At 43.4% G+C, this 24,111-nt stretch carries 31 protein-coding genes and 7 pseudogenes; 2 read left to right on the forward strand and 36 right to left on the reverse strand.

The window, feature by feature from the left end:
* Positions 1-534 precede the first annotated feature (534 nt).
* The 5 genes and pseudogenes from XZ46_RS37085 to XZ46_RS24100 all read right to left on the reverse strand — a co-directional run.
* Positions 535-669 (reverse strand): annotated as a pseudogene (locus XZ46_RS37085) (IS1 family transposase); the annotation flags it as partial.
* Positions 651-982, reverse strand: a pseudogene (locus XZ46_RS24070) (transposase). The pseudogenes XZ46_RS37085 and XZ46_RS24070, both read right to left, overlap by 19 nt.
* A pseudogene (locus XZ46_RS33395) lies at positions 982-1,915 on the reverse strand (IS630 family transposase). The pseudogenes XZ46_RS24070 and XZ46_RS33395 overlap by 1 nt, the downstream one beginning before the upstream one ends.
* Before the next feature lie 64 nt (positions 1,916-1,979).
* Positions 1,980-2,552 (reverse strand): annotated as a pseudogene (locus XZ46_RS24095) (IS630 transposase-related protein); the annotation flags it as partial.
* Between the two features lie 249 nt (positions 2,553-2,801).
* Positions 2,802-3,482: an IS1-like element ISArma2 family transposase gene (locus tag XZ46_RS24100; protein ID WP_006669616.1), complete on the reverse strand. Its 681-nt coding sequence runs from the start codon at positions 3,480-3,482 to the stop codon at positions 2,802-2,804.
* Between the two features lie 102 nt (positions 3,483-3,584).
* Here XZ46_RS24100 and XZ46_RS33400 point away from each other — a divergent pair.
* Positions 3,585-4,528: pseudogene (locus XZ46_RS33400) on the forward strand (IS630 family transposase).
* On the opposite strand, the pseudogene XZ46_RS24115 reads toward XZ46_RS33400, so the two are convergent.
* The 19 genes and pseudogenes from XZ46_RS24115 to XZ46_RS24190 all read right to left on the reverse strand — a co-directional run.
* Positions 4,481-5,005: pseudogene (locus XZ46_RS24115) on the reverse strand (HNH endonuclease); the annotation flags it as partial. The pseudogenes XZ46_RS33400 and XZ46_RS24115 overlap by 48 nt on opposite strands.
* Positions 5,006-5,077: 72 nt before the next feature.
* Positions 5,078-5,404: pseudogene (locus XZ46_RS24120) on the reverse strand (HNH endonuclease); the annotation flags it as partial.
* Between the two features lie 855 nt (positions 5,405-6,259).
* Entirely contained in the window at positions 6,260-6,559 is a 300-nt protein-coding gene (locus tag XZ46_RS30970) for a restriction endonuclease subunit S domain-containing protein (RefSeq protein WP_006623208.1), read from the reverse strand.
* A 120-nt stretch (positions 6,560-6,679) separates the two neighbouring features.
* On the reverse strand, positions 6,680-6,916 hold the full coding sequence (locus XZ46_RS24125; RefSeq protein ID WP_006623207.1) for a type II toxin-antitoxin system HicB family antitoxin: 237 nt from the start codon (positions 6,914-6,916) through the stop codon (positions 6,680-6,682).
* Positions 6,916-7,080: a hypothetical protein gene (locus XZ46_RS35610; RefSeq protein WP_006623206.1), complete on the reverse strand. Its 165-nt coding sequence runs from the start codon at positions 7,078-7,080 to the stop codon at positions 6,916-6,918. Before XZ46_RS35610 ends, XZ46_RS24125 begins: the two co-directional genes overlap by 1 nt.
* Positions 7,081-7,141: 61 nt before the next feature.
* Positions 7,142-7,429, reverse strand: a complete 288-nt coding sequence (locus tag XZ46_RS24130; RefSeq protein ID WP_006623205.1) for a PIN domain-containing protein — start codon at positions 7,427-7,429, stop codon at positions 7,142-7,144.
* Entirely contained in the window at positions 7,426-7,656 is a 231-nt protein-coding gene (locus XZ46_RS24135) for a UPF0175 family protein (RefSeq protein WP_006623204.1), read from the reverse strand. Before XZ46_RS24135 ends, XZ46_RS24130 begins: the two co-directional genes overlap by 4 nt.
* Positions 7,657-7,757: 101 nt before the next feature.
* Complete coding sequence (locus tag XZ46_RS24140; RefSeq protein WP_006623203.1) at positions 7,758-8,006, reverse strand: hypothetical protein; 249 nt, start codon at positions 8,004-8,006, stop codon at positions 7,758-7,760.
* 118 nt (positions 8,007-8,124) lie between these two features.
* Positions 8,125-8,475: a HepT-like ribonuclease domain-containing protein gene (locus tag XZ46_RS24145; protein ID WP_006623202.1), complete on the reverse strand. Its 351-nt coding sequence runs from the start codon at positions 8,473-8,475 to the stop codon at positions 8,125-8,127.
* Positions 8,472-8,786, reverse strand: coding sequence for a nucleotidyltransferase family protein (locus XZ46_RS24150; protein WP_035759067.1), 315 nt, complete (start codon positions 8,784-8,786; stop codon positions 8,472-8,474). Before XZ46_RS24150 ends, XZ46_RS24145 begins: the two co-directional genes overlap by 4 nt.
* Positions 8,776-9,417, reverse strand: a complete 642-nt coding sequence (locus XZ46_RS24155) for an HNH endonuclease (RefSeq protein WP_006623200.1) — start codon at positions 9,415-9,417, stop codon at positions 8,776-8,778. The genes XZ46_RS24150 and XZ46_RS24155 overlap by 11 nt, the downstream gene beginning before the upstream one ends.
* Before the next feature lie 5 nt (positions 9,418-9,422).
* Positions 9,423-9,701 (reverse strand): hypothetical protein, encoded by a 279-nt coding sequence (locus tag XZ46_RS24160; RefSeq protein WP_006623199.1) that lies wholly within the window; start codon positions 9,699-9,701, stop codon positions 9,423-9,425.
* Positions 9,702-9,724: 23 nt separating this feature from the next.
* Positions 9,725-9,994 carry a hypothetical protein gene (locus tag XZ46_RS24165; protein ID WP_008055535.1) on the reverse strand — a complete coding sequence of 90 codons (270 nt, stop codon included), beginning with the start codon at positions 9,992-9,994 and terminating at the stop codon, positions 9,725-9,727.
* Between the two features lie 77 nt (positions 9,995-10,071).
* A complete protein-coding gene (locus XZ46_RS30980; RefSeq protein ID WP_187695305.1) occupies positions 10,072-10,224 on the reverse strand; it encodes a type II toxin-antitoxin system PemK/MazF family toxin in 153 nt (50 codons plus the stop codon).
* 231 nt (positions 10,225-10,455) lie between these two features.
* Positions 10,456-12,864, reverse strand: coding sequence for a dynamin family protein (locus XZ46_RS24170; protein WP_006623196.1), 2,409 nt, complete (start codon positions 12,862-12,864; stop codon positions 10,456-10,458).
* A 638-nt stretch (positions 12,865-13,502) separates the two neighbouring features.
* Complete coding sequence (locus tag XZ46_RS24175) at positions 13,503-14,141, reverse strand: hypothetical protein (RefSeq protein ID WP_008055527.1); 639 nt, start codon at positions 14,139-14,141, stop codon at positions 13,503-13,505.
* Positions 14,142-14,298: 157 nt separating this feature from the next.
* On the reverse strand, positions 14,299-14,763 hold the full coding sequence (locus XZ46_RS24180; RefSeq protein WP_006623194.1) for a hypothetical protein: 465 nt from the start codon (positions 14,761-14,763) through the stop codon (positions 14,299-14,301).
* Between the two features lie 8 nt (positions 14,764-14,771).
* Positions 14,772-15,359, reverse strand: coding sequence for a Uma2 family endonuclease (locus tag XZ46_RS24185; RefSeq protein WP_006669608.1), 588 nt, complete (start codon positions 15,357-15,359; stop codon positions 14,772-14,774).
* A gap of 38 nt (positions 15,360-15,397) precedes the next feature.
* Complete coding sequence (locus XZ46_RS24190) at positions 15,398-15,967, reverse strand: Uma2 family endonuclease (protein WP_006669607.1); 570 nt, start codon at positions 15,965-15,967, stop codon at positions 15,398-15,400.
* Positions 15,968-16,465: 498 nt separating this feature from the next.
* On the opposite strand from XZ46_RS24190, the gene XZ46_RS24195 reads away from it, so the two are divergent.
* Entirely contained in the window at positions 16,466-16,672 is a 207-nt protein-coding gene (locus XZ46_RS24195; RefSeq protein WP_008055522.1) for a hypothetical protein, read from the forward strand.
* Between the two features lie 8 nt (positions 16,673-16,680).
* Here the strand turns inward: XZ46_RS24195 and XZ46_RS24200 are convergent, their stop codons facing one another.
* From XZ46_RS24200 to XZ46_RS24255, 12 genes are all read right to left on the reverse strand, one after another.
* Positions 16,681-16,863 (reverse strand): type II toxin-antitoxin system HicB family antitoxin, encoded by a 183-nt coding sequence (locus XZ46_RS24200; RefSeq protein ID WP_006623185.1) that lies wholly within the window; start codon positions 16,861-16,863, stop codon positions 16,681-16,683.
* Positions 16,864-16,953: 90 nt separating this feature from the next.
* On the reverse strand, positions 16,954-17,361 hold the full coding sequence (locus tag XZ46_RS24205; protein WP_008055518.1) for a type II toxin-antitoxin system VapC family toxin: 408 nt from the start codon (positions 17,359-17,361) through the stop codon (positions 16,954-16,956).
* The gene (locus tag XZ46_RS24210; RefSeq protein ID WP_008055515.1) at positions 17,358-17,555 is read right to left on the reverse strand and encodes a hypothetical protein; all 198 of its coding nucleotides are present in this window, start codon (positions 17,553-17,555) and stop codon (positions 17,358-17,360) included. The genes XZ46_RS24205 and XZ46_RS24210 overlap by 4 nt, the downstream gene beginning before the upstream one ends.
* 66 nt (positions 17,556-17,621) lie before the next feature.
* Positions 17,622-17,891, reverse strand: coding sequence for a hypothetical protein (locus XZ46_RS24215; RefSeq protein ID WP_008055513.1), 270 nt, complete (start codon positions 17,889-17,891; stop codon positions 17,622-17,624).
* Between the two features lie 139 nt (positions 17,892-18,030).
* Positions 18,031-18,420 carry a type II toxin-antitoxin system VapC family toxin gene (locus XZ46_RS24220; protein WP_008055511.1) on the reverse strand — a complete coding sequence of 130 codons (390 nt, stop codon included), beginning with the start codon at positions 18,418-18,420 and terminating at the stop codon, positions 18,031-18,033.
* Complete coding sequence (locus tag XZ46_RS24225) at positions 18,410-18,643, reverse strand: hypothetical protein (protein WP_008055509.1); 234 nt, start codon at positions 18,641-18,643, stop codon at positions 18,410-18,412. Before XZ46_RS24225 ends, XZ46_RS24220 begins: the two co-directional genes overlap by 11 nt.
* A 152-nt stretch (positions 18,644-18,795) precedes the next feature.
* A complete protein-coding gene (locus XZ46_RS24230) occupies positions 18,796-19,149 on the reverse strand; it encodes a DUF433 domain-containing protein (RefSeq protein WP_008055507.1) in 354 nt (117 codons plus the stop codon).
* Positions 19,150-19,223: 74 nt separating this feature from the next.
* On the reverse strand, positions 19,224-19,445 hold the full coding sequence (locus XZ46_RS24235) for a hypothetical protein (protein WP_008055505.1): 222 nt from the start codon (positions 19,443-19,445) through the stop codon (positions 19,224-19,226).
* Positions 19,446-19,529: 84 nt separating this feature from the next.
* Positions 19,530-19,958: a type II toxin-antitoxin system VapC family toxin gene (locus XZ46_RS24240; protein ID WP_008055503.1), complete on the reverse strand. Its 429-nt coding sequence runs from the start codon at positions 19,956-19,958 to the stop codon at positions 19,530-19,532.
* Positions 19,955-20,224 (reverse strand): hypothetical protein, encoded by a 270-nt coding sequence (locus tag XZ46_RS24245; RefSeq protein WP_008055501.1) that lies wholly within the window; start codon positions 20,222-20,224, stop codon positions 19,955-19,957. The genes XZ46_RS24240 and XZ46_RS24245 overlap by 4 nt, the downstream gene beginning before the upstream one ends.
* Before the next feature lie 146 nt (positions 20,225-20,370).
* Positions 20,371-20,619 (reverse strand): type II toxin-antitoxin system VapB15 family antitoxin, encoded by a 249-nt coding sequence (gene vap15, locus XZ46_RS24250; protein ID WP_008055499.1) that lies wholly within the window; start codon positions 20,617-20,619, stop codon positions 20,371-20,373.
* Between the two features lie 71 nt (positions 20,620-20,690).
* Positions 20,691-23,819: an NACHT domain-containing protein gene (locus tag XZ46_RS24255; protein ID WP_008055497.1), complete on the reverse strand. Its 3,129-nt coding sequence runs from the start codon at positions 23,817-23,819 to the stop codon at positions 20,691-20,693.
* Positions 23,820-24,111 lie beyond the last annotated feature (292 nt).

Here is a 24,111-nt window from a genome sequence, read left to right on the forward strand (position 1 = left end):
GGTTGGCGATCGCACTAGCTAATTCTTGATTCAGGTTAAGACCGCTCTTGAGTCTTTCAGTTCCCAATGTTGCCGATCAGCAATCTGAGTCATGAATTATTGGTGAGGGATACCTGAATTAGTCGGTATATCAATAATCAGGGTTACTTTTTCAGGTCTGTTACCTAGTATATGGAAACTCCCTCATTAAAGAAGTGACCCCTATCAGTTAACAAGCTAATCTTCATCACCTGTAATGGGGGTTCCCGATCACTTTTGAAGAATCTATGAGTTTCGTAATAAAAGTTTACAATGCCCGCCTGAACAAGCAGCGATGTCAGACTTAGCCACACTGATTTGAGATTTTCTTGCCCAAAATTGTAGCAGGCTTTTTTGGAGAATTTAATTCAGTCTAACACAGTTAAGTTAAACAAATTCCCAAGCTGATCTTAAATCTCAAAAGAGGACTCCCGTTAAGCCGAGCGGCTTAACGGCGAGATGAATTTTGACCAGTAACCAAACTCCGGAAGCGAATCCTTTTGTAGGGTGGTAGTGCTAAAGAGGTAATGATGCGTTGTAGTGATGGATAAAATACCAAATGCCACCAATGTGATTCTGCAAACACTTGGAAAAGGACAAGGTCTTGGGTACTAAGCGAGACACTGGTTGTCTCAAGGTATTGTTAAACCTTTTGATGTATAGCACCTTATTCGCCAGACCTCAATACAATGGCGAATGCGGGCTTTCAACCACGACCAACATTTCTCTATCTTGTTGAGGTCTGGCGAATAAGGCGGAAGATAGAGTAAACGGCATTGAGCTGCCTCCACCAGTTCAGCAATCCGCCCCCTTTATGAAACGTTGCATTGTCCAATACTAGAGTCTGACCTGGCTTCAATGTTGGAATTAAGATAAACTCCAACCACAACTCAAACACTGTCCAATTACAACAACCCTCAAAGGTAAAGGGAGCTACAGCCTTTATCTCAATCATTAAGCACATTAACAACACTTGGTAAACCAGTTATTCAAACACTGTAAATCCACAAGGCTTACCGCCACTTCTACCAATCTCACTAATAATTCCATGGTCTCCGTCCTGAACTTGCACACTACACTTTTGAGCTGTGACCACATCATCTCTATCGGGTTAAACTCAGGGGAATACACCGGCAGATATTCTACCCTGGCTCCTACTGACTCTATCATTTCTTTGACTTCTTCTCGATGATGAGAATTTCAGTTATCCATTACCACTACATCTCCTTTTTTTAATTTTGGCAATAAATCTAACTTGATGAATTGGAGAAAATCCTCTTTTTTCATTGACCCTTATAATGTTTGAGTCGCCACCACTCCGGAGAGCTTAATTGCACCAATTATTGTCATTTTTTGACCTCGATAGGATTTCCGCAGTTCATAGACTTTTTTCCCTTTCGTCGCTCTGGCTAACGGTCTGCTCATCCCTACCCATAACCCACTTTCATCAATAAACACAAGCTTTTCAGGAGCCACATCTCTAATTCTTTACCAATAATCTACTCGCGCTTTCTGTACTTATTCTGTTACTACTTTTTCGCTCCTGTATGTTTTTTTTGAGACTTATATCGTGCTGCTTTAAAAATCTATCTATCATGGTCGTACTGACATTTATGCCCAGCTTGTCTCTGAGCTTATCACTATATTGCCATAAGGTCAGGTCGGGGTGGGCTTCTACAATATCTATCACGGCTTCCTCATGCTTAGATCAAATGCTTTTCTTTTTAGTGCCACACTTACGAGGAGATAAGTCTCCCGTTAATCGATACTGTTTGACCAGTCGCCTTACCGTGTCTGGACTCACCAAAAAGCGTTGCGCTACTTTTCGGATAGAAGTGTCTCCTTTTTCATAGGCTTCTACTATCTTTTTCCGAAAATCTAAAGAGTAACGGCTCATGGTAGTTGGTTGTGATAACTTATACAATAGCCATACATTATACCGTACTTTGTGTTTTGTGTAAAGGCTGTAAGAGTTGTTGATAACACCATGCCGCCATATAGCTCACCCTGCCCTGCCTCTTCCCTGATTTGAGGGCATGGAAGCGTTGTCCTTCCTCGCAGTAACCATAAGGATAATCCGAGTCTTGACTATTCATGCCAGCTTCATCGAGGTAAACCAACCCTTCCGGCTCCATCTGTTCAATCTGAGCAATAAACTCCTCTCGCTGTTGCTCATCACGTTCTTGGTAGCCGTAAGTTTTTTTTCTGGTGAAGCCAATTTTCTTCAAGGCTCTGGATATGGTGCGAGGAGAGATGTCGTCATCCCAAAGTTGAGCCATCTGAGCGGAGGTTTGATCGCCATGCTCTTGGGCAAAAGCCTTGAATTTGTGCCAGTCGGTAATTTGGTGGCCATGACCAGGTGGGCGATTAGGTTTAGGGAGGAAGTCGCCGGTGTGTTCTTTTCTTTGCAGCCAGAGATTGATGGTGTTCCTGCTGACATGGAAAACTTGACTGGCTTCGGTTTTGGGTATACCGTCTAGTTCAATTGCATTAATAACTTTTTGTCTAAGGTCGTAACTGTAGGGGGCTGGCATTTTGGGTCTTCTGTAGATATCCGTGCCATTATACGTCCTAACTGTTCTGTCTTTTGCTATACAAGTTGGGCAGGCAGGCATGGAAATTGAACCCGAGTCGGTTTAGTAGGGGTCGAGAGAGATGTCACCATCTCCCCCTCCCATACAGAACCGTGCTTGAGACTTTCACCTCACACGGCTCCTAATCTGATTGCTCCATTGTTAGGGATACAGCGTTGGAATTATCGGGTATTGCACAGTGAGGAATGATTAAGAGAACGGAGGAAGTTGTCCATGCTTCAAATAATAGATAAGTAAGCGAATTGATTTGTACAACATCTCAGTGGACTTGGAATCACACAAAGTTTTGCGATGTAGCCTGGCTAAATAGTGCCTCAGACGGCAGTTTTCTCCTTCTACTCTTGTCATAGCCGTTTTGCTGACTAGATGATTGCAATCCTCAATTAAGCAAGGATAAACTTTGTATCCGTCCGTAATATATAGAAAACCAGCCCAGCCCTGAATCATTTGCCATAATGTGGTAAAAGTCAGCAATGAGCGGTCGCCTATGACAAACTTCAGAATGCCAGGCAGTTTGGTATTCACAACTGTCCAGACCCAGATGGTTTTTTTTGAACCCACAAAAGTCTGAAGCTCATCAATTTGAGCTATTTCAGGAATTTCATAGTTTTCCTCATCAATGTGGGTTTCTGCAACTCTAACCCAGTTAAGTATTGTGTTGTGAGAAATACCAGTGACTCTCTCAATGGCTCGAAATCCCATGCCATTGAGGGAAATTTTCACACAAAGCTCTTTGACATCAGAACTGTAACCTCCAGGACAGGGATTTTCTCGAAATTGGCGACCACATTCACGGCACAGGTAACTCTGTTTTCCCTGACGATGACCATTTTTGACTACTTTATGGCTTTGGCAATAAGGACAATCCATCTTGATTTATTTGAGAATATCATTTTCTATTACAGCCTTTACACAAAACACACAGTACAGTATAATGTATGGCTATTGTATAAGTTATCACAACCAACTACCATGAGCCGTTACTCTTTAGATTTTCGGAAAAAGATAGTAGAAGCCTATGAAAAAGGAGACACCTCTATCCGAAAAGTAGCGCAACGCTTTTTGGTGAGTCCAGACACGGTAAGGCGACTGGTCAAACAGTATCGATTAACGGGAGACTTATCTCCTCGTAAGTGTGGCACTAAAAAGAAAAGCATTTGATCTAAGCATGAGGAAGCCGTGATAGATATTGTAGAAGCCCACCCCGACCTGACCTTATGGCAATATAGTGATAAGCTCAGAGACAAGCTGGGCATAAATGTCAGTACGACCATGATAGATAGATTTTTAAAGCAGCACGATATAAGTCTCAAAAAAAAACATACAGGAGCGAAAAAGTAGTAACAGAAGAAGTACAGAAAGCGCGAGTAGATTATTGGTAAATAATTAGAGATGTGGCTCCTGAAAAGCTTGTGTTTATTGATGAAAGTGGGTTATGGGTAGGGATGAGCAGACCGTTAGCCAGAGCTACGAAAGGGAAAAAAGTCTATGAACTGTGGAAATCCTATCGAGGTCAAAAAATGACAATAATTGGTGCAATTAAGCTCTCCGGAGTGGTAGCGACTCAAACATTATAAGGGTCAATGAAAAAAGAGGATTTTCTCCAATTAATCAAGTTAGATTTATTGCCAAAATTAAAAAAAGGAGATGTAGTGGTAATGGATAACTGAAATTCTCATCATCGAGAAGAAGTCAAAGAAATGATAGAGTCAGTAGGAGCCAGGGTAGAATATCTGCCGGTGTATTCCCCTGAGTTTAACCCGATAGAGATGATGTGGTCACAGCTCAAAAGTGTAGTGTGCAAGTTCAGGACGGAGACCATGGAATTATTAGTGAGATTGGTAGAAGTGGCGGTAAGCCTTGTGGATTTACAGTGTTTGAATAACTGGTTTACCAAGTGTTGTTACTGTGCTTAATGATTGAGACAAAGGCTGTATGCAACACCAATTATCGAGTGCCGTCTTATCATCGTGGCAATGGCGGTGTAGTAACTGAAGATTTTTGTATTCATCCTTTCCACCGTGGCTTCGAGGTACAACATGGTCTACTTCAGTTATGTCTGATGGGGTAAAGTATTGCCCACACCAAGAGCACCTGCCTTTTTGCTTTTTGAGTAGTTTTGCTACCCTATTAGGCGTTCCAATTGCTTGTCCTTTTCTGGTTGCCCAGTAAGTCCAGTTTCCGTCATAAAGTGTTGCTTCCGGGCGTATTAGGGTGTGTCTGACAATCGGAGTCCAGTCATGTTTCCATAACGTGTATCCATCCTTGGTCTGGAATAACCAAGTTTCATGTCTTTCTTTCCCATTACTGAGTTTGACCGTTCCCGGTCTAAAATATTTCCTCAGTTTATCGTGATTTGCCTTTCTGCATCTTGATACTGTCCATGCCATTAGGGGTCGAGAATGGAGTCGCCTCCATTCCCTCCCATTCAAAACCGTGCTTGAGACTTTCACCTCACACGGCTCCTAGTCTGACTGTTCCATTGTTATGGATACAGCTTTAGCCTTGTCTAGGGCTGTCTTGTCATCGCGGGTGTGGTGGTGTAGTAATTGAAGATTATTGTATACATCCTTTCCGCCTAGGCATCGAGGTACAATATGGTGAACCTCAATTACGTCTGATGGTGTAAAGTATTGTCCACACCATTTACACTTACCTTTCTGTTTCTTGAGTAGTTTTGCTATCCTTGTTGGTGTTCCAATTGCTTGTCCTTTTCTGGTTGCCCAGTATGTCCAGTTTCCGTCGTATGGTGTTGCGTCCGGTCTCTCTAGGGTATGTCTGACTATTGGTGTCCGTGCGAGACGTTTAGGAGTGAAATAGGGCTGCAATGCCTGAAATAACTTCCTAGTGGGACTTTCACCCCTTGGTGAAATATAAGGGACTCGTACCCTGACCATCCCATAACTGTTTATATGTCCCAACGCTTGGAGAAATCTAAGCAAGGCAGGGAACTCAAGGTCAATCCCATTTTAAGAAATCGCAATATACCATCCAAGTATACCTAGGAGGAGTATTAAACCCACTTGGGGCGATTATGGGATAGAGTAACGGCGATAGCCACCCCCAATTTGAGGATTCACACTCCTAGGGTTGAAGCGGGGAACGGAAGGCGTAATAGGGGAACCTACCTCTCACTCGACCACTGCCAACCATCCATGACTAAGGAAATCTGAATGTTCCGACTTGAACCATCGTCAATAGTAAGTAGCGAAATAGGTTGATACGCTGCACTCAAAAGAGTAAGGAGAAAAGTAGGAGTCTGAGCACGCTACCTACACAGACCTTTTTAAGTAACCCGGTGGATAGGACAAGTCTAAAGATGGAATGCCCGTATAAACGGAACGTTTAAACCCCTTTTAGGCTCTCAGTAGTGTTGTGTCTATTGAGTAGTCAAAAGTGTAAGCGTATACCTTTAAGGGGAAAGGATGTGACTGAAAGCTAATGCCTAACTGTAATGGTTAGGATATGCCCACTAGTCACGGTGTGGATATAGAGACTGCGGTAAGTAGGAGTCCTACGGCGAAAGCGAGTTTAAAGACTACGTATGTCATATAGCTCTGAAAGTTGAAGTCATAAAGCGGGGGGTTGTAGTCCCGTTCCTACTGACAATAGGGTATTCACATTAGGAGCCGTGTGATGTGAAAGTATCAAGCACGGTTTGGAATTGGAGTTGGCGAAGGTGACTTCCCTTTCGACCATAACATTACATAGGTTCTTTGATATGCGTTAAATTTGCCATTGTAGTGCTTTACAGAAAATATCCCATTTGCATTGTTGCATGCTAGTAAAACAGCATCACCATCAAAGCTATATTCATTAATAGAACGGGTGACAGGTGAACAAGTGAAGTAAGGATATATTCCTCCATCCACCGCAGCATTTGAGTCAAGACGACCCGTTTGTATAACAGCAATTTTTCCCAAAGGTTCGATATTCCACTCACTCATCGATCGCCTCCTTTAATCAATCAGAAAATACACTTACAGCCAGAGAACCCGCCACCTTAGACCCGCCAGCTAAGGGATCCTAGGGTCAAGATATAGACTTTGTGCTTTCCACTCATTCAGCTAATCCATTCCCCCAGCAACTTGTAACACCTGCGGCTCTGGTAGATCCTTTCCCTCTGTCCTGTAGCTTTCGAGTAACAACTCCAAGACCTCCTGGGCGTTAGTCAGTGCCTCCTCGTAGGTGTCCCCGTGGGTAAAATAGCGCTGTATTGGCGTGGCAAACTCCGGCAGTTCCACCAGATAACAATTATCTTCTTCAGACCAGATGATATTGATGCGATATTTAGATGGGATCATTAACCTTGCTCCTTATCTTTAAGTATTTGGAGTGCCGCACCCGCTTTTCTAAGCATAGCCTTTAACTCCCCAATCTTTTTAGGCATCGTTTGCACAGCGTCGGCATTGCCGCTCGCCACCTTTAATAAATCATAAAATACACTTACAGCGAGAGAACCCGCCACCCTAGACCCGCCACCCCAGCGATCCTAGCGTCAAAATACAGATTTTGTGCTTTTCATTCACTCAGCGATCGCCCCCTCCACCAACTTCTCCTGAATCAGTGCTGTTAACCGTTCCAGTCATCGACTCATCATCACCCGCCAACTTCAACGCTTGGGCTTTCAGAGCTTCGCTCACATAAAACCCAACCGATTCTAAAGAGTCAATCACCCCCTTAACCGAATCAATCATTCCCCTGTTCTTCGCTATAATTAAAATTCCCATAGTTCCTGTGATTTTCACCCCCAAGCGTTGAGCCACTTTCCGAGCTTGCAGATCATCCACAATCAATCGACCCAGATTTTGACTCATGACAATAAGTCAACCTCTGCGGCTAAATCATCAGGAGAATAGGCCAAGACAGGCACATGATAATGTCCCAAAATCTCCATAAATGCTCGTTGGGAATAACCCGCCACCTTTGCCGCTTGTCCAATCGAAAGCCTGCCCACCTCATAAAGCTTGATTGCCAGTAGTAGTTTCACTTCATCTGGCGAAAATTCAAACGCTAGTTCGAGCTTTAGTTCTTGCATAAACATGGTTTCATCCTCTGTATATTAATTTAAAACATTCCCAGAGTCGCTAAAATATCCGCCTCATCTCAATCATCATAATCTGCCATAATTTCTGAATGCGTCTTTCATTCTCGCTCCCAGTCATTGCGTAAATTCTCAATCCGTTTTGCCACTTCCAAAGGGTCAGCTACAGGACGGTTTGCCAATCGAGGTGATTGTAACAATGCCAGAATTTTGGCTCCGTTCCCTGCCCCATTGGTAGGTAGAGGGGCAAGCACCGTCACGATCGCCCTTGTCGCCACCTCAACTCGCAAAGGCTCCAAAGTGCGAATCGTTCCGTCTGGTTGAATAATGGCTTCTACTGCTTTTAACATGATTAACCCTCCACCAATAAACTAAATGCAAACATTCCCAAATCTGCAACAATATCTACCTCCTCTAAATCATGAGCCATCCTAGCGTCAAAATACAGATTTTGTGCTTTTAATTCACTCAGTGATCGCCCCCTTCACCAACTTCTGACAATATTTGAATAACCTGAACTTTCAGCCTCGGTAAATCATTAACAACAATTGACCAAACCAAATTCAAAGACAAGCGTAAATACTCATGAACAATAATATTTCTGAATGCAATAATTTGTACCCAAGGAACTTGTGGATACAGAGCAGTTAACTCATGCGGTATATCATTGGCTGCTTCTCCAATAATTTGTAAATGATGAACAATCCAAACTTGAACTAATTCTTGATCCTCAAAAGCACTCCTCCCTTGGCTTACATATCGCTCGATCGCCTCAATAGCATCTAAAATATCCTGTAAGCGCTCCTCTGGTTTTCTCATAAAGCGATCGCCTCACTTAAAACTCGATCCTTAATGCGGGCTTTCAGCATATCCACCGTAGCCACATCCACCTTACGCTGGAGTAAATTCTCCAAATCGAGCAATAAACCCGCAGGAAACCAAGGGGTAATTTTTTCTAGGTCGTAGTCAATCAAGAAATCAATATCACTATCCTCATCAGCCTCACCTCGCGCCACAGAGCCAAAAATCCTTACATTCTTTGCTCCGTGTTTTTGAGCAATAGCGAGAATGTCCTCACGTTTTTGTCGTAGTAAATTAAGATTGGGTTTTTCTTTTAGGTCACTGATCATTCGCCCCTCCGCCAACTTCTGTAATTTCATTTAACGCCATCTCCAACTGCGCCACACTGGGCAAAACCGCCCGCAACTCCTGCGGTAACTCCTGCTGATACCGGGCAAGAAGGGGAGTAATCACCTTTGCGCCCCAGCCCTCCTGAGCCTGCCGTGCTAAAATTTCCCGCCCAATTTGCCAATACAACAAAACCAACTCTCTATCGTCCAAGGGTGGGTGTCGCCCAATTTCGTAATCGGCGGCTCGAATAGCCAGGATGCGTTCCCGATTAAGGGCTAGTGCTGCCACCGTTGCTCGTCCAGTGGGAGTAATGCCCATAATCCTTAGACAATCGTCAGACCAGCGAAAATGATCCAGCCACCGATCCTGTCTGGGATGAAACAAAGCGACCTTTTGCTCCGATTCTGGATCAATAGCCTCTTGATAGCGTCCTTTCCGACGATTGCAGTGAAAACAGGCCAGAGCCAAATTATTAAGATCGCTAGACCCCCTTTCTGCTAAAGGAATAATGTGATCGATGGTAAATTGTACATATTGCCACTGTTCCGAAGCATGACAATATTCACAAAGTCCTTTGGCGCGTTGCCTAACCGTTGCTTGTATCTGTTCAGAAATCCAGGGACGATCCATTTTATTTAACCTTGGGAATTAGGCGCAACTGCCAAATTCCGAATCGTGCGATTGACAAAACTTAAATAATCATCAATTTCCTCATAGGCATCTAACTCCTGTTCTTCTAACTCAGTTAAGGCTTCAAGTTGCTGTTTTTCCAACAACATGACAATCCGATTCTGCACGGTTGCCGATGCCCGAAAAATTGGGACACCGGATTCCAACTCAATTCGCACCGCCCCATCTAGGGGTAACGAATCAGGGAGATGATGGAGGGGAGGGAGGGAAGGATGAACTAGCATCAGGGTAAAAGGTTTGGTTTTTCTTATTTTAATTCACTCTGGGCAAACAATCCCCGGATCAAGGTTTCCATCTGCTCCGACTGAAAGGGTAAATTCCGATATACATCAAACCCGGAAAAGGCATTTTTATCCGGTTCCCACACATTCACCCGACAAAAGGCGATACGGCTACCGCCACACTCAGCGATCGCTCCTTCAACTCTCGCCGACTTCAGCCAGTTTTCCAGAATTAAAGCTACATCAAGGAAGATACCGAATTGGGTTTTGGCGACCTTCGGCTGTAAAAATAACAACTACCTTTTCACCTGGCTTGAGCAAGTCACGGGCTTTCACAAATCACTCCTACAATATCAATAATGGCAAGGTGTGATCAAACTGTACCCTGAAACTGGCAGGAAATTCCCGTCGGGTAGGCTTTCCCTTTTGTCGTCATTGGTGCAATAATCACCGTGGCAATATAAAGGTTCATTTCATCCGGTGAGATCATCACACAGGGTCGTTTTTTCTGAATTTCACTGCCAATTGTGGGGTCAAGATTAACCCAAAAAACATCGAAATGCGATCGCTACGACTCCCATTCGCTTTGTTCCCAATCGGTACTGTTTATATGTGAGACTCACTTTTAATTTCACATTGTGAATCGTACAAGGTCACCATTTATGGGAATTCCATTCACTAAGTTGAGCAGTGCTTTATCGCTAACTATAGGAACTCAACGCTCTAGTTTTTTGAGTTCCTCGAGATGGTTTGCTCCTCACTGTCTTAGGAGTAATGAATTGGCAGACTCAGCATAAGTTCTACACTTTTTTATTTGTGCAGTTGCCTCTGGGACAATTGAGTTCAACCCACTGATAAGCGTTTTCTTCTCCTCAGCAGCAAGTTGCTGATCTTCCTGAGCCTGCTTTAAGCTATCCCTGTAGTTACTTAAATAGGCATCCAAAGAGGCAAAAAATTGATCAACCCGCTGTTGGAAATCATCATCAAGATACTTATTCAAACTTTCTTCAAGAGCAGTAATACTCGCTTCCATTGAATAATTGATTTCAGGAATCAACTCATTTAGTGAAACCGTATAATAATCTACATTCTTGTCAGGACGCTTTCGTTTTTCTGTAAGATCGATTGGTATTATCCAAAGCCAATGCCACCACACTCTTTTGTTAACTGTTACTTCTTCATATCCCTGACCTATGGTTTTGGTTTGGCTTCTAATGGGAGGTCTATTAACAGATATATGGTCAGATGTATCTACAACAGGAGGGGGTAGAGAAAGGGTGATATCAAAAGATTTATTAAGACGGGTACGTGCTCTTTCAATAATGGGGTTTGTTTCTTGTTCCAAAAAACTCATTAATTTTGAACGTGCTTTCTCAACCTCGCGAATCGTTTCCTCTCGAACGGCGACCAGAAGACTCTCTGCTCGTTGCTTGGCATAAGCAACGGCTCCATTGGCAAATTCCTCTGCTTCATCATCACTCTTAAATTCCAAGATTCCAGAACTCTTCAATTCTACGGCGTTTTTCAGTCTTTGGGAAATCCATTTAGGAAATAGTTCAAAGCTACCCAGCGGAGTCGTAAAAATTTTTCTTGCTTCTATGTCTAGCCTTTGGATTAAATTAGCTTGCTCATAGTCTTCTTTGGCAAAGTAATCTTCAAGACTTATGGCTGCTGTTTCCTTTAATTTCCCAAGTAAGTCTTCAAGATTTTTTTGAAGATGATTCTTGATATTATCAACTTCTTTAAGTCGCTTACGACTCAGTTCAAGATGTTCAAGATCTTGCTCCAACGCTGCCACTTCTAACCTGAGTTTCTCTTCGTCTTTAGCAATGGCACTACTTCTTAGTATAACGTCATCTCTCAATTCTTCTAAACGTTGACGGCTAAGATTAAGTGCAGATTTGATACATCTGGGAGCAGCACTTTCCATGAGAACATTGATGGCGTTCTCCAAGAAGGGCTCAAAACCGGACTTCTTCCATAATCTCTGAGCCTTTTTTTGCAATTGTTCCAATGAACAATCTTCAAGTTCCTCTTCCCAATCAATCCCAAAAACTTGCTCTGCTAAAGCTCTTGCAGTTTTCATCTCCTCTTTTTTAATATTAGGGTGATGTTGCATTTCCGAAAGGAAACTCGCCGCACAAAAAGCCCATCTGGCGGCTACCTCAAACACCCTTCCTGCATCACTTGATTCACCCAATCCCAAATCAGCAATGACAAACTGCTTCACCTTCTCAGATGTCATCGGATCTTTTTCAGTTCTTTGATCAACCTTATTGACAAGAACATATAAATTCTCTTTCCCTAACAATCGAACAACCGGTTCAACTTGGCGCTTAATTTCCTCTGCTGCTTTGTTATTTAACTGTGTAAAGTCAAGGACAATTAGAACCATTGAACTTCGGCGTAATTGCTCTGCTACAACCGCAGACAATCTCAGGTTTTCTCCGGCTTCATTAGGTCCGGGAGTATCAACAATAACGAGATTTCCTAAGAATTTAGATTGACCAGCATCTGTGGCTTTCCAGAAAGGAGTATAGATGCAGGGAACGTCAAAATATTCTTGATTTAATGGATCTATCAACGGCTCAAGAACTGTACAAACGCGAACGATGTCATTCAAATCCGTTAATGTTTGTTTGATGCCTTCTAACCCCCCTATCTCAGACTGAATCGAGAAGCCATCTTGAATTTTCGGAATCAGTGAAGTTAAATGGGGATACTTTGCCATTTTGGTAACTGCCTGATTTAGACCGTTTGTTTGAATTTTCTGCTGTAGAGTTGAAAGAGTCCTCTTTAAACATGAAATAGTATTTGGCTTCAGCTCTAAAACTGGCTGTGCTTGATCAGAACGAAGAATAATTTCCGTGGGTAACGTAGTCATGGCTGATGCCCGACTAGGTAATATATCTTGTCCAACAATCGCGTTGATAATCGTAGACTTCCCCGCCTTCATAGGAGCAACGATCGCCATGACTAACTCAAGATCTTCTACATTCTTTTTGGCATCTACAACTTCTTTTTGAAACCCGGCATACTTCTTACCTGAAGGGTCAGAAATCAACAGATTACTGGCACGATACATTAACTCTTCGATTTTCTTAAGTAGACTTATTACGTCTTGTTGCAAGTCCTCAAGATTTGGTTGTAGAAAATCTGTACTCATGATGGGTTATTAGAATCAATTGACTTAACTAGAGAAATATAGTTTGTATGATCACCATATCTTTAGGCATTTGGGTTAATTCATCCTTGCTCAAGATCTTGTGTAACTCTCTGCCAACTGGTCTAACTTAACCTGGCTGCAAAACCGACAGCATTTAGCCACGACTCCACCGAGGGCTGGCGACATAACCATTATTAATTAGGCGGCGATTAGCAGCCTAACATACCTAAGACTTTAGGAAGCTGAACCCTCCATAACTAAGCTGTGCTGGGATTTTAGCACATAAATATCGAGGTGTCAAAAATTTCTAGATCTAGCATACACAAAACTTCATTACTCGCCCAATTCCTTAAATGGCAAGGGGTTCAGCCTTTTTTAAAGGTGGATGTTATACAGAATCAAGGGGATATGCACCTTAGCCTCAAAAAGCTACAAGCCTTTACTACCAGGAGTTACTGTTTTTAATCACTCTGGGCAAACAATCCCCGGATCAAGGTTTCCATCTGCTCCGACTGAAAGGGTAAATTCCGATATACATCAAACCCGGAAAAGGCATTTTTATCCGGTTCCCACACATTCACCCGACAAAAGGCGATACGGCTACCGCCACGCTCCGCGATCGCTCCTTCAACTCCCGCCTACTTCAGCCAGTTTTCCAGATAATCTACTAGGGTCGGTTGGGTAAATTGTGCCAAGTCAACCCAAATGGGGATGCCCAGATTTTCTGCCAATATCCAATCAGCGATCGCCTGTAACCGTGTCGTTTTTCCTGACCCCGGTTCACCAATAACGGCAATCCGTCGCCCCTGACTTTGGGGAGTTTTTCCCTGTCGCAAAACCTGATTAAAAAACTCATCCTCACTGATAGGAGTCATTCTCTCTTCTTCCCGTTCCCACTGTTCTCGGTTTTCCAGACTTAGCCCCGGTTTCCGTTCCTTAGTTGGGTATAGCTCCACCAATGCCAACGGCACATAAATCTCCACCCGCTTAAATGCCGGATTAGCCGTTAAGAATACCTGTCGGTTAGGCAGCATTAACTCCGCAATCGCTCGCCATTCTGCTAAGGAAAGATGGGGGTTAGCGGCATCAAAATGCGATCGAATTTCCTCCACCAAACTTTCGAGGGTTCTTTCCAGTCCTTGCAACAACTGAGTTATCTGGGTTTCCATCACCCCGAACCGTTGACAGACTTCGGCAAAACCCGACTCAATTGTGCCGGAAATCTCCCTAAAAAACTCCTGCTGCTGGGTGAGGTTTCTCCTTTTACAGGCTGCCATATTGAGGCGGATAAAAATATCACCCCATTCTGTAGCGGTGAGGTTGCCTTGTTGGGTGAGTTGGTATTCTTGGGGGGTGAGGAATTGGTCGAGTTTGGCTTCTCGTCGTTCAGGGTAACGTTGTTTGGCTAGTTCCTGTTGGGCGATCGCAACCCAGTTATCCTTGGCTTGGGCGGCGATTTTTTCGAGATATTCGCGGGTTTTGCCGCCCTGTTGTTTGGCTGCGAGGGTGATAACGGCGGCGTTCGCGTAGCGTCTCGTAGAGAATCGCTTTCCCGACTGCTTTGGTTAAATCCTGATTTTCTAGGGAAACTCTCCCCTCTCGTGCATCGATTAAAGCATCAACAGCATTAGCCGTATTCCCCGCCGCCACATTCCCTAACGCGGTGGCTAAGATGTTTCCCCAGACCATCCCTTCTGCGGCGGCTAGGGGGGGGAACGCCAAGCTACCCAGGACGCACCCGCTACCGATGGTTAATTTTACGATGGTGTCGCGCTCGAACTTCATGTTGATGCCTGGAACATTAGGGATTATTCTAACACCCAGGAAGTTACACGGTTTGAGGCTGCTTTGGTGGGGGTGGCGGGTGGAGATATGGGCGATCGCACTGGAGTCATCCATCTTGTACACTAAACCGCATTAGACGATGGCTCAAACACAACCTCTTCGTAAAACTCCTCTATCGCCACACTTAATCCAATACTTTTTAGCTCCACAACATCGCCCGGTCGATAGCTCAGAATTAACCAATCCCCCGCCTCGTTTTTGTGATACATATCGATCGCCATCTCCTCGGAACTAGCTAATACATAATCCACCAAATTCGGATTTTGGCGGTACATTTCAAACTTCTTGCCCCGGTCATAAGCCTCAGTGCTGGGGGATAAAACCTCGACAATTAGACAGGGATAGGTAATGTATTGGGCGCTAGAATTGTCTCTCTGATCGCAGGTAACACTCAGATCTGGATAGATATAGTTGTCAGTGTTGAGAACATTTACGCGACAATCAGAATTGTAGGTTTTACAACCACTGCCTCGGAGATGAGGCTTGATAATCGCTAAAAAGTTACCAGCCACATCACTATGATTTCTGGTACCACCCGTCATCCCATACACGCGACCATCGATTAACTCATGCTTTTCGAGTTGTTGCTCCTCCCAAATAAAATACTCCTCCGGCGTAAAGTAGCGCCCTTTTTCTTTGGCTGCGATCATCACTATTTCTTAGCTCATAACAACAGTGAATAATTGCCCTACTCGAAGACAACCTCTTCGTAAAATTCCTCTATCGCCACACTGAATCCAATACTTTTTAGCTCCACAACATCGCCGGGTCGATAGCTCAGAATTAACCAATCCCCCGCCTCGTTTTTGTGATACATATCGATCGCCATCTCCTCGGAACTAGCTAACACATAATCCACCAAATTCGGATTTTGGCGGTACATTTCAAACTTCTTGCCCCGGTCATAAGCCTCAGTGCTGGGGGATAAAACCTCGACAATTAGACAGGGATAGGTAATGTATTGTGTATGCTCACGATCGCGATCGTCACAAGTCACACTCAAATCAGGATAAGTATAGTTAGAGGTATCAAGAATATTGACCTTTAGATCCGAATTAAAAACTCGACATCGACTTCCCCGCAAGTGCGCTTTGATGAGGCTGACGATATTAATTTTGATCGCACTATGATTTTGCGTGCCACCCGTCATCGCATACACGCGACCATCGATTAACTCATGCTTTTCGAGTTGTTGCTCCTCCCAAGCAAAATACTCCTCCGGCGTAAAGTAGCGCCCTTTTTCTTTGGCTGCAATCATAGCTATCTCCTAGTTGAAAAAGACGAACACTAACTCAAACCTGAAAACCTAATCCTCGCCAATTCTCCAGAATTGTCACCAGAGGCGGTGCCGACTCCTTCAGGTTGCCAATGGTCGGCTGCTTGGCGTTGGCTTGCCGCTGATTGGACAAAAGGCGATCGTTTACCTTTGTAGCAAAATACCAAGAAATCCGGTTTCTGGGTCTAGTTCTATATTAAGCATGAATCCCAAAGTTATCGTTGGGCAGGAGAAAAGCGATTCAAACTCCCGTCTCTCCAATAATTTTTGGACTCATTCTTGACCTAATGCTTAAACCGATTTAAGTTGGCGATCGCGATATGGAGAGAAAATCTGGGTCCCTTTCTAGGTATTGCGGCAGTCACCACGAGCGCGAGGGGTTGGGGGACAACCACCGTAACGGAGGGATGGTTAAACGGGGGGGGGTGATATGGTGCTATAATTTTGTCAAACCCTAACTTGCCAATGGACAAGAAAACTATGGCTAGTATTATTCTTCAAGTTGATGAAGAGATTAAGGTGGCATTTGAACAGGCTAACCCGGAAATCCAGAAACAGTTAAGTCATATTGTTCAGTTATTTTTACGACGAAATTTATATGACAAGCGTTTAACTGAGGTGATGGCAGAAATTTCAGACAAAGCACAACAACGAGGCTTAACGCCAGAAATTTTACAAGATATTTGAGCCGATGACTATGTTGGCTCTATTTTGTTTAGGCTATTATTCGCAACAGTGAGCCACCCCTGAACAGCATCTTGTAAATTTTGCCGAACCTCTTCTATAGTATCTCCCTCGGTAATACAACCCGGAAGTGCCGGAACTTCTGCCCAATAGCCACCTTCTTCTGCTGGATGAATAATTGCTGTAATTTTCATAAGCTAAGTATTAGTAAACTGCCGTTAAACAAAATTTTTTCTTCGCCCATTAGCCGTTACAAATGATTTGGCAGCTTGGGTGGGGAATGGTTAATCTGTATCATTACCCTCCTTCACCCCTTCAAAGGGATTACATAATGTTAACTCAGGTACGCGCTTGAAGTCATCCACATTTCTAGTCATCACACAAGCAGAGCAGTGCAATGCAGTTGCCGCAATCAGGGCATCGGGAAGTTTGAGGCGGTTATGTCGCCGTAATTGAATGGTGCGATCTTCAATTTGGGGCAGTAGGGGGACTTGTTCAAACTGCATCAACAAATCAGTAATGACCGCTTCTTCCTCATTGGATAATTCTGGGAAACTCAGCAACTCAATTCGCACAATGCAGGAAATAATCACTTCATTTTTGCTGAGAAATGATTCTGAGAAAAATGACAATATTGCTGGTTCTTCAGCCAAGTAGTCAATAAAAATGTTGGTGTCGTAGAGATATTTCACCGCTCCCACTCTTGACGCATTGTGTCGAGATGAGCCCGCATTTTATCTCGCTTATCTTTTAGCAATCCCTTGGCTTGGGCAACCTTGGCATAATCCCGTTGCCAGAGGGCTACCACTGAAACAGGCACATCCACGGTAATAAATTCTTCATTTTGGTCAATTAAATATTGCTTAGAAATTCTAATAATGGGCATGATTTTTTCCTTCAGTTTTTACGGCTAATTTCACTCGTTTATATCCAATAATTACGGGATATTAGGTCATGGCAAATCGTATTGAGGATGTTTCTTTTTCAAATAATCAGCGATCGCCTTTTTGCGATCGGCCCGTTCTGATAAATCAGGCGGCGCATCTTCTAACAGATATTCAGGATGTCCCCCACGTCTTTCGACAATAGTCTTGCGGGGTTGTAAACTTAACCAGCGTTCTTGAACCAAGCGTTTAATCAATTCATCGCTAGTCGTTTTTTCCCTGGCTAAAATTCCCACTAAACGGGCTTCGGTTTCGGGGTCTAGTTGTATGTTAAGCATGACTCTGATTTGTGACTAATATCTAATTATACCTGATTTATGCCAACTCATCCTTAAATCGATTTAAGTTGAGGAGGGGCTAAGGGGGGGGTGACTACTATTATAGCAAAATTTCCAGCAACCTGGTTTCTTGACAACATCACTTATCAAATGGATTCCATAAACTTAACCCGTCAATGCGCTTAAAATCATCAACGTTGCGAGTGACCAAAATACATCCGGTGACTAAAGCACAAGCGGCAATGATACCATCAGCCAGTTTTAAGCGATAATTTCGCCTAATTATCGCCGCAGTATCTAAAACCGCTTCCGTCAAGGATACGCAGTTAATTAGCCTTAAAAACTCTCGCATTTCATTGGCTTGCTCTTCGGTTAGACCCGGGTAACAAAGCAATTCAACCCAAGTAATTGGACAGTAAAATCCCTCTGCTTGTCGGCTGTCAATTTCCTCAAATACATCCTGAACTTCGGGCTGATTATTAAAATAATAAATCAGGATGTTAGTATCGAGAAGGTATTTATTCGGCATCCCATTCTTGTCGAATTTTTAATTGAAATTTCAGAGCATCGACGCGCTTGGGTAGAAACCCACGCCATCGATTCAAGTTGAGTCGGGGTGATTCGGTAGTATTTTGCACCTCTTGAGAGGGTTCACCCTGAGAAACTAGGGTAGCTAGTTCTTTTAACAGAAGTTTTTGCTCATCTGAGGTTAGAGTTTGAGCTTGATGCAGAATTTCTTGGTAATTAGACATCGGTTTTGGAGTCAGCTTTCAGGTGATGTTTTTATTATACTCGCTATTGGCTCAACCGGGTTTATTTTGAAGGTGGGGAATCATAAACCGGGTTTGTATCAAAACTCTGGTTAGTCCCTGAAACTATTGCAGAAACACGATTTCTCAGATACTCAAAGTTCATAGCTTTTCCTCTTTTGCTGAAGCCTTTGTTTAAAATCGGCAGTATGATGACCGACTCCTATTGTAATTAAATCAGCTTGCAGGTTCTGGATTTCTTCCTGTTGTTGGGCAATTTGAGCATCAATCTGGGGTTGATAGGTGTAGTAATAACTGAGGGCAGAATAAATGGCAGCCAGGGAAATTTCTGGGTGTTGAAAGTGCAGTTCTTCTGGACTCCAGCCGTGGGCGTGTTTTTCTTGAATCAATTGGGCAACTGAAAGGCGACTCTGGGCAATGGTTGCCTGATTTTGAGCATCAATCTCTAGGTATTGCCAAGTTACAGGAGTATCGGTGGTGAATGTCATTTTGAGGAGAGGGTAAGGGTTGATACTATTGTAGCAAAATACCAAGAAGCTCGTTTTCTTTGATTCCACGCAGCCTAAGACCTTTCTAAAACTTGCTGGAGAGAGGCAGAGAGTTCAATGGGCATAAAATAGGCGTTAGGATAGAGATAATCTTCCCCGGATTCATCAATTATCCGCAGCATTTTATGGTGACTGGCTTTTGAGTCGGGTAAGACTTGATAAATTTTGCGAACTTCTAGGGAAGCGGCATAGTCTGTGTTTTTGATGCAAACAACAAATTTTCTTGAAACTTCCATCCTAGTACGGTCCTCGTTAATCAAGCATTGATTTGAGTTTTTATAACTCACTCCTAGAAATCATCGACCCCCCTAAAAATCACTTTATGATTCAGGGATAAATGCCCGTTCAAAAGCTCGGTTTCGATAACGCCGATACACATCAAAATCACTATCTAAAGTAGCAATAGCTGGAATATTCAGCCGTTCCGAAATCGCAATTAGAGACAAATCCGCAAAATCTCCGGGCAAATCTGCATATTGCTGATTCAGTTCAGCAATGCGGGAAAAATCTTCAGGCAGCAGTGGGATACATTCATAAAGTTTTGTCGCCATATCATAAAGAAACTCATTTTGGGTACGCCAATCTGGACCAAGTAGCCACATCACCTCAGTAGCACAGCCAACAGTAGTCACTAGGTTACTGGTACATCTTTCAAAGAAGACTCGTACCTGTTGATGATAGCGGTCTTTGGAACTGTAGTAAGCGACTAGAATTCCACTATCTACAAGAATTACAGGATAGTAGGTCATGGTAAATCGTATTGAGGATATTTCTTTTTCAAATAATCAGCGATCGCCTTTTTGCGATTAGCCCGTTCTGATAAATCAGGCGGCGCATCTTCTAACAGATGTTCAGGATGTCCCCCACGTCTCTCGACAATAGTTTGGCGGGGTTGTAAACTCAACCAGCGTTCTTTAACTAACCGTTTAATCAATTCATCGCTGGTCGTTTTTTCCTTGGCTAAAATTTCCACTAAACGGGCTTCGGTTTCGGGGTCTAGTTGTATGTTCAGCATGAATCCCTCTGATTTGTGATTAATATCTAATTATACCTGATTGACGCCAACTCATCCTTCTTAAACTGATTTAAGTTGAGGAGGGGCTAAGGGGGTGACTACTATTATAGCCAAGTTTCCAGAAACCGGGTTTCTATGCCGCTGGATTAGAATGCACAAAAATGGGTGGTTTGCTGGTCATGAATTTCTGTCCTCAACGCTTCGACTTCTTGGGTGATTTCGGCTAAGGAGAGTTCATCAGTCTTGAAGCATTGGAGAAGATGAGTCAGTTTGCTATCTAGCAAGTCTTTGGATAAGGCTTCACCAAGTTTTAATTTGTCAGCCTCCGGTAGTTGTTTGACGAGGCTCAACACTTGTTCAAAGCTGAGGGAGAGTTGATATTGAGTTGGGTTCATCGTTTTATGGGGTTGAGGATACAGTGATATTTTAACTAGATGTTTGAGAAAGGGTTTTCTTTGATTGGGTTTTAGTGTTTCTGGATTTCCAGTTTAGCGAAGTGTTCTTGCACGAGGCGATGGATGAAGCGGTAGCGGTTGCCGACTCGTTGCAGGATCAGACGTTCTGTACAGTAGTCGAGGAAGCGGGTGATGTTCCAGGGCATTTGACCTGTTAGCCATAGGGTTAGACGTAGTGAAAAATACTGGATATAAGGGAAGCAATTAAATAGACTAAATAATAAACCGACCAATACACCATTTCCTATTGCAAAATGAGTTCCGACCGCCAAACTAGCAATAGTTCCTGACAAGAAACCTATCAAAAACAAAATAGCATTGCCAATCCACAAATCCTTTAAAGAAGTATTTACAAATTTTGTGTAAAGCTCAAGATTTTGTCTAAACTTAAAAAACATTTGTAATTGAAAATCATGAATATAAAGTATCATAAATAAGCCCAAAAAAACAGAGTAAACATCATAAATTATTCTGCTTTTTATTGTTTGGTACAGCAAAAAAGTTAATGCAGAAAAACAAAAGCTTGGCAAGCTCATATGTGTGTAAAATGCTCTAATTTTAGGCATGAAAGCAATAAAATTGCGAAATAAGATGCAATAAAATATTGTGATTGCCACCGCCGATACTATGGATTGTATAATTGTTTGTTTTTGAAGTGAATGCAGCATTAAATAGTATAACCAAGTCTGCCCTTTGTTGCCTAAACTTAAAAATGTAGAGAAATTAACAGCAAGAAAACAAACACAGCCAATTACAGATCCAATTGAAGACCAATAATCGAAAAAAACACTGACACTTTTTTCATATAATTTTTTGGTATTGGGAATTGAAAAAAATAATCTTAGAGGCAGCACTAAAATCCTAACTAGAAAAGAAACTATAAGGATTGGAAGAAAAATTGGTAAACTAAAAGCCAATGCTGGCAAAACAAAAATGAGTCCCAAGGATATCAGAGAATTATCTATCATTAGAATGTCAACTTGTGGGGGTCTAAAAACCAATAAATGAATAACAGGCAAACATAGTGAAAACAGAAACAATCCGGAAATTATCATATAAAAAAGAATGTCTTTATTGGAAAGAAGTGAAGGCTGTATTGTTGCTGCAACTAATTCTTGTGATTCAATTTTATCTGTATTTAAGTATAAAGCAATTGTTGTTAATTTATTTTGAAAATATGAATGGCTACTTTGATATCTCTTGCTGATTGCTGATTGCTGATTTAGACGAGTAACTCGATACACACCTAGCAAATAATCGATCGCCCTCTCTTCTGTATTACAATTCCGCCACTCCTCAACATCAATTTGTTCATACGCAATACTCGTAACCGCTAAAAACAACGGCTGCCGAATAAAATCAACAATCTTATCCGACCCCTTGATACTCTCCCAAAACTCCCCTAGATTAACCGAGGTAAAATAATTCCGAATTTGCTCGTTCGTCAAATCCTCCAAACAAATCGCCCCATTTAGCTGCAATATCTCCTCATAGTCTTCATATTCCTCCTTGCGACTACATACCACCAAATGCAACGGCGAAAACTCACTGCTTAAAAACTGATTAATTGCTCGGACACACTTCCCCTGACGTTGCGGTTGCAATTCATCCAACCCATCCAACAACAGCACTAACTCCTTCTCCCGAAGCCACTGTTCCCCTATGTCCTGACTCACCCCCTTACTGATAAGCTGAGATAGAACCCACTCCTTAATCGAAGGGTCATATTTTTCCCCCTCTCCAAAGGGCAAAAACTTAGGTTTTGTCACCTCCTGCCAACTCGAAAGCTCCAAAATCACCGGAATGGGGGCATCGCTATCCCTTTCTGCCCGCTCGATCAAAGCTTCCGCCAACTCTAATAACGTCGTACTTTTCCCGCCCCCCGGTTTGCCCAAAATCAGGAACTTGCCGGAAATGGTGGGATTATCAAACACATCCAGAATCGTCGTCTGGGGGGGTAACTGAACGCTGCGCCGTTCCCCTACCTTAACCGACATATCCCAAGGACGTTGCACCTGCTGGGGTTGCTGTTCCTTGCCCAAATTCACGAACGCCGCCCGGTGGATAGACTGGGTTAAACGGCTTTCTACCTCGGTTCGCATCTGAGTCAAGATATTTTGACGATTGCGATACTCCTGTTTAGAGAACTGTCGCCCCCCCGGTTGATTGTGCAGCGCCTCCAACCCCTGCCGCACCTCTTGACGAAAATCCGTCACTTCTTGGCGCAACTCCTCTAGGCGTTCCTCTAGGGTTTGTAACAATTCGCTGATGGTGGTTTCCATCACCCCCAAACGTTCACAGACTTCCGCAAAACCCGACTCAATCCCACGGGAAACCTCCCGAAAAAACGCCTGCTGCTGGCTAACACTTCCCCGTAACTGGGTTTCCAATTCCTGAAACTGTTGCAGCATTTGGCTGAATTCCTCAACATTCACCCCCTGTTGATTGGCTTGCAGTTGCCTCAGTTGTGCCTGCATTCCCGTGAGTAACTGCAAGGTTAATCCGGCAAAGGCTTTTCCATCGTTGGCAAAGTCTTCCTTGAGGGTTTCTCGCAAGGCTTTGGGGAAAGTAGTATGCAGTAATTCCGCAACTTGTTGACGCACCTCGGAAGGAATGGGAAACCCACCCCCTTTACAAGCAGCCATGTTGAGGCGAATAAAAATATCCCCCCATTCCGTAGCGGTGAGGTTGCCTTGTTGGGTGAGTTGGTATTCTTCGGGGGTGAGGAATTGGTCGAGTTTCGCTTCTCGCAGTTCGGGGTAACGTTGCTGGGTGAGTTCTTGTTGGGCGATCGCAACCCAGTTATCCTTGGCTTGGGCAGCAATTTTTTCCAGATATTGGCGGGTTTTGCCGCCCTGTTGTTTGGCTGCGAGGGTGATAACGGCAGCTATGGCTTTTCCGACTGCTTTGGTTAAATCCTGATTTTCTAGGGAAACTCCCCCCTCTCGTGCATCGATTAAAGCATCGATCGCATTAGCCGTATTCCCCGCCGCCACATTCCCTAACGCCGTGGCTAAGATGTTTCCCCAGACCATCCCTTCTGTCGCGACTAGGGAGGGGAACGCCAAGCTACCCAGGACGCACCCCCCACCAATGGTTAATTTGAGGATATCTCGCGCTACAGCCATTGCTACTGTCATGATTCTAAGTAGGTTTTTGTCCGTTCATGAGCGATCGCGATCGCCGTCCCTCCGTGATAGTTTACCCCAAATTTCCCATATTTATGATACCATGGCGATTGGCAATAGTCAACACTGAGAAATTGACTTAAACTCAGCAGAAATATTGACCAAAACCCGATTTTGCCCTCCTTAGTGAACCCTCCCCTGGATACTAACATTGAAAACGCATATTTTCGCTCAGGAAACATAACCATGAGTTGAGTTATTTAAGATTCCCTAAGCACCAGATGTCCAAATTAGATAAATGGGC

Origin of the sequence: Limnospira indica PCC 8005, from assembly GCF_000973065.1 — a bacterium.
GTDB classification, from domain to species: Bacteria; Cyanobacteriota; Cyanobacteriia; order Cyanobacteriales; family Microcoleaceae; genus Limnospira; species Limnospira fusiformis.

Coding starts and splice junctions, on each gene's coding strand:
- XZ46_RS24100 (WP_006669616.1), bottom strand. CDS start 3,482: ATGGATTGTCCTTATTGCCAAAGCCATAAAGTAGTCAAAAATGGTCAT.
- XZ46_RS30970 (WP_006623208.1), bottom strand. CDS start 6,559: ATGAGTGAGTGGAATATCGAACCTTTGGGAAAAATTGCTGTTATACAA.
- XZ46_RS24125 (WP_006623207.1), bottom strand. CDS start 6,916: ATGATCCCATCTAAATATCGCATCAATATCATCTGGTCTGAAGAAGAT.
- XZ46_RS24130 (WP_006623205.1), bottom strand. CDS start 7,429: ATGAGTCAAAATCTGGGTCGATTGATTGTGGATGATCTGCAAGCTCGG.
- XZ46_RS24135 (WP_006623204.1), bottom strand. CDS start 7,656: ATGTTTATGCAAGAACTAAAGCTCGAACTAGCGTTTGAATTTTCGCCA.
- XZ46_RS24140 (WP_006623203.1), bottom strand. CDS start 8,006: ATGTTAAAAGCAGTAGAAGCCATTATTCAACCAGACGGAACGATTCGC.
- XZ46_RS24145 (WP_006623202.1), bottom strand. CDS start 8,475: ATGAGAAAACCAGAGGAGCGCTTACAGGATATTTTAGATGCTATTGAG.
- XZ46_RS24150 (WP_035759067.1), bottom strand. CDS start 8,786: ATGATCAGTGACCTAAAAGAAAAACCCAATCTTAATTTACTACGACAA.
- XZ46_RS24155 (WP_006623200.1), bottom strand. CDS start 9,417: ATGGATCGTCCCTGGATTTCTGAACAGATACAAGCAACGGTTAGGCAA.
- XZ46_RS24160 (WP_006623199.1), bottom strand. CDS start 9,701: ATGCTAGTTCATCCTTCCCTCCCTCCCCTCCATCATCTCCCTGATTCG.
- XZ46_RS24170 (WP_006623196.1), bottom strand. CDS start 12,864: ATGAGTACAGATTTTCTACAACCAAATCTTGAGGACTTGCAACAAGAC.
- XZ46_RS24175 (WP_008055527.1), bottom strand. CDS start 14,141: ATGGCAGCCTGTAAAAGGAGAAACCTCACCCAGCAGCAGGAGTTTTTT.
- XZ46_RS24180 (WP_006623194.1), bottom strand. CDS start 14,763: ATGGATGACTCCAGTGCGATCGCCCATATCTCCACCCGCCACCCCCAC.
- XZ46_RS24185 (WP_006669608.1), bottom strand. CDS start 15,359: ATGATCGCAGCCAAAGAAAAAGGGCGCTACTTTACGCCGGAGGAGTAT.
- XZ46_RS24190 (WP_006669607.1), bottom strand. CDS start 15,967: ATGATTGCAGCCAAAGAAAAAGGGCGCTACTTTACGCCGGAGGAGTAT.
- XZ46_RS24195 (WP_008055522.1), top strand. CDS start 16,466: ATGGCTAGTATTATTCTTCAAGTTGATGAAGAGATTAAGGTGGCATTT.
- XZ46_RS24200 (WP_006623185.1), bottom strand. CDS start 16,863: ATGAAAATTACAGCAATTATTCATCCAGCAGAAGAAGGTGGCTATTGG.
- XZ46_RS24210 (WP_008055515.1), bottom strand. CDS start 17,555: ATGCCCATTATTAGAATTTCTAAGCAATATTTAATTGACCAAAATGAA.
- XZ46_RS24215 (WP_008055513.1), bottom strand. CDS start 17,891: ATGCTTAACATACAACTAGACCCCGAAACCGAAGCCCGTTTAGTGGGA.
- XZ46_RS24220 (WP_008055511.1), bottom strand. CDS start 18,420: ATGCCGAATAAATACCTTCTCGATACTAACATCCTGATTTATTATTTT.
- XZ46_RS24225 (WP_008055509.1), bottom strand. CDS start 18,643: ATGTCTAATTACCAAGAAATTCTGCATCAAGCTCAAACTCTAACCTCA.
- XZ46_RS24230 (WP_008055507.1), bottom strand. CDS start 19,149: ATGACATTCACCACCGATACTCCTGTAACTTGGCAATACCTAGAGATT.
- XZ46_RS24235 (WP_008055505.1), bottom strand. CDS start 19,445: ATGGAAGTTTCAAGAAAATTTGTTGTTTGCATCAAAAACACAGACTAT.
- XZ46_RS24240 (WP_008055503.1), bottom strand. CDS start 19,958: ATGACCTACTATCCTGTAATTCTTGTAGATAGTGGAATTCTAGTCGCT.
- XZ46_RS24245 (WP_008055501.1), bottom strand. CDS start 20,224: ATGCTGAACATACAACTAGACCCCGAAACCGAAGCCCGTTTAGTGGAA.
- vap15 (WP_008055499.1), bottom strand. CDS start 20,619: ATGAACCCAACTCAATATCAACTCTCCCTCAGCTTTGAACAAGTGTTG.
- XZ46_RS24255 (WP_008055497.1), bottom strand. CDS start 23,819: ATGACAGTAGCAATGGCTGTAGCGCGAGATATCCTCAAATTAACCATT.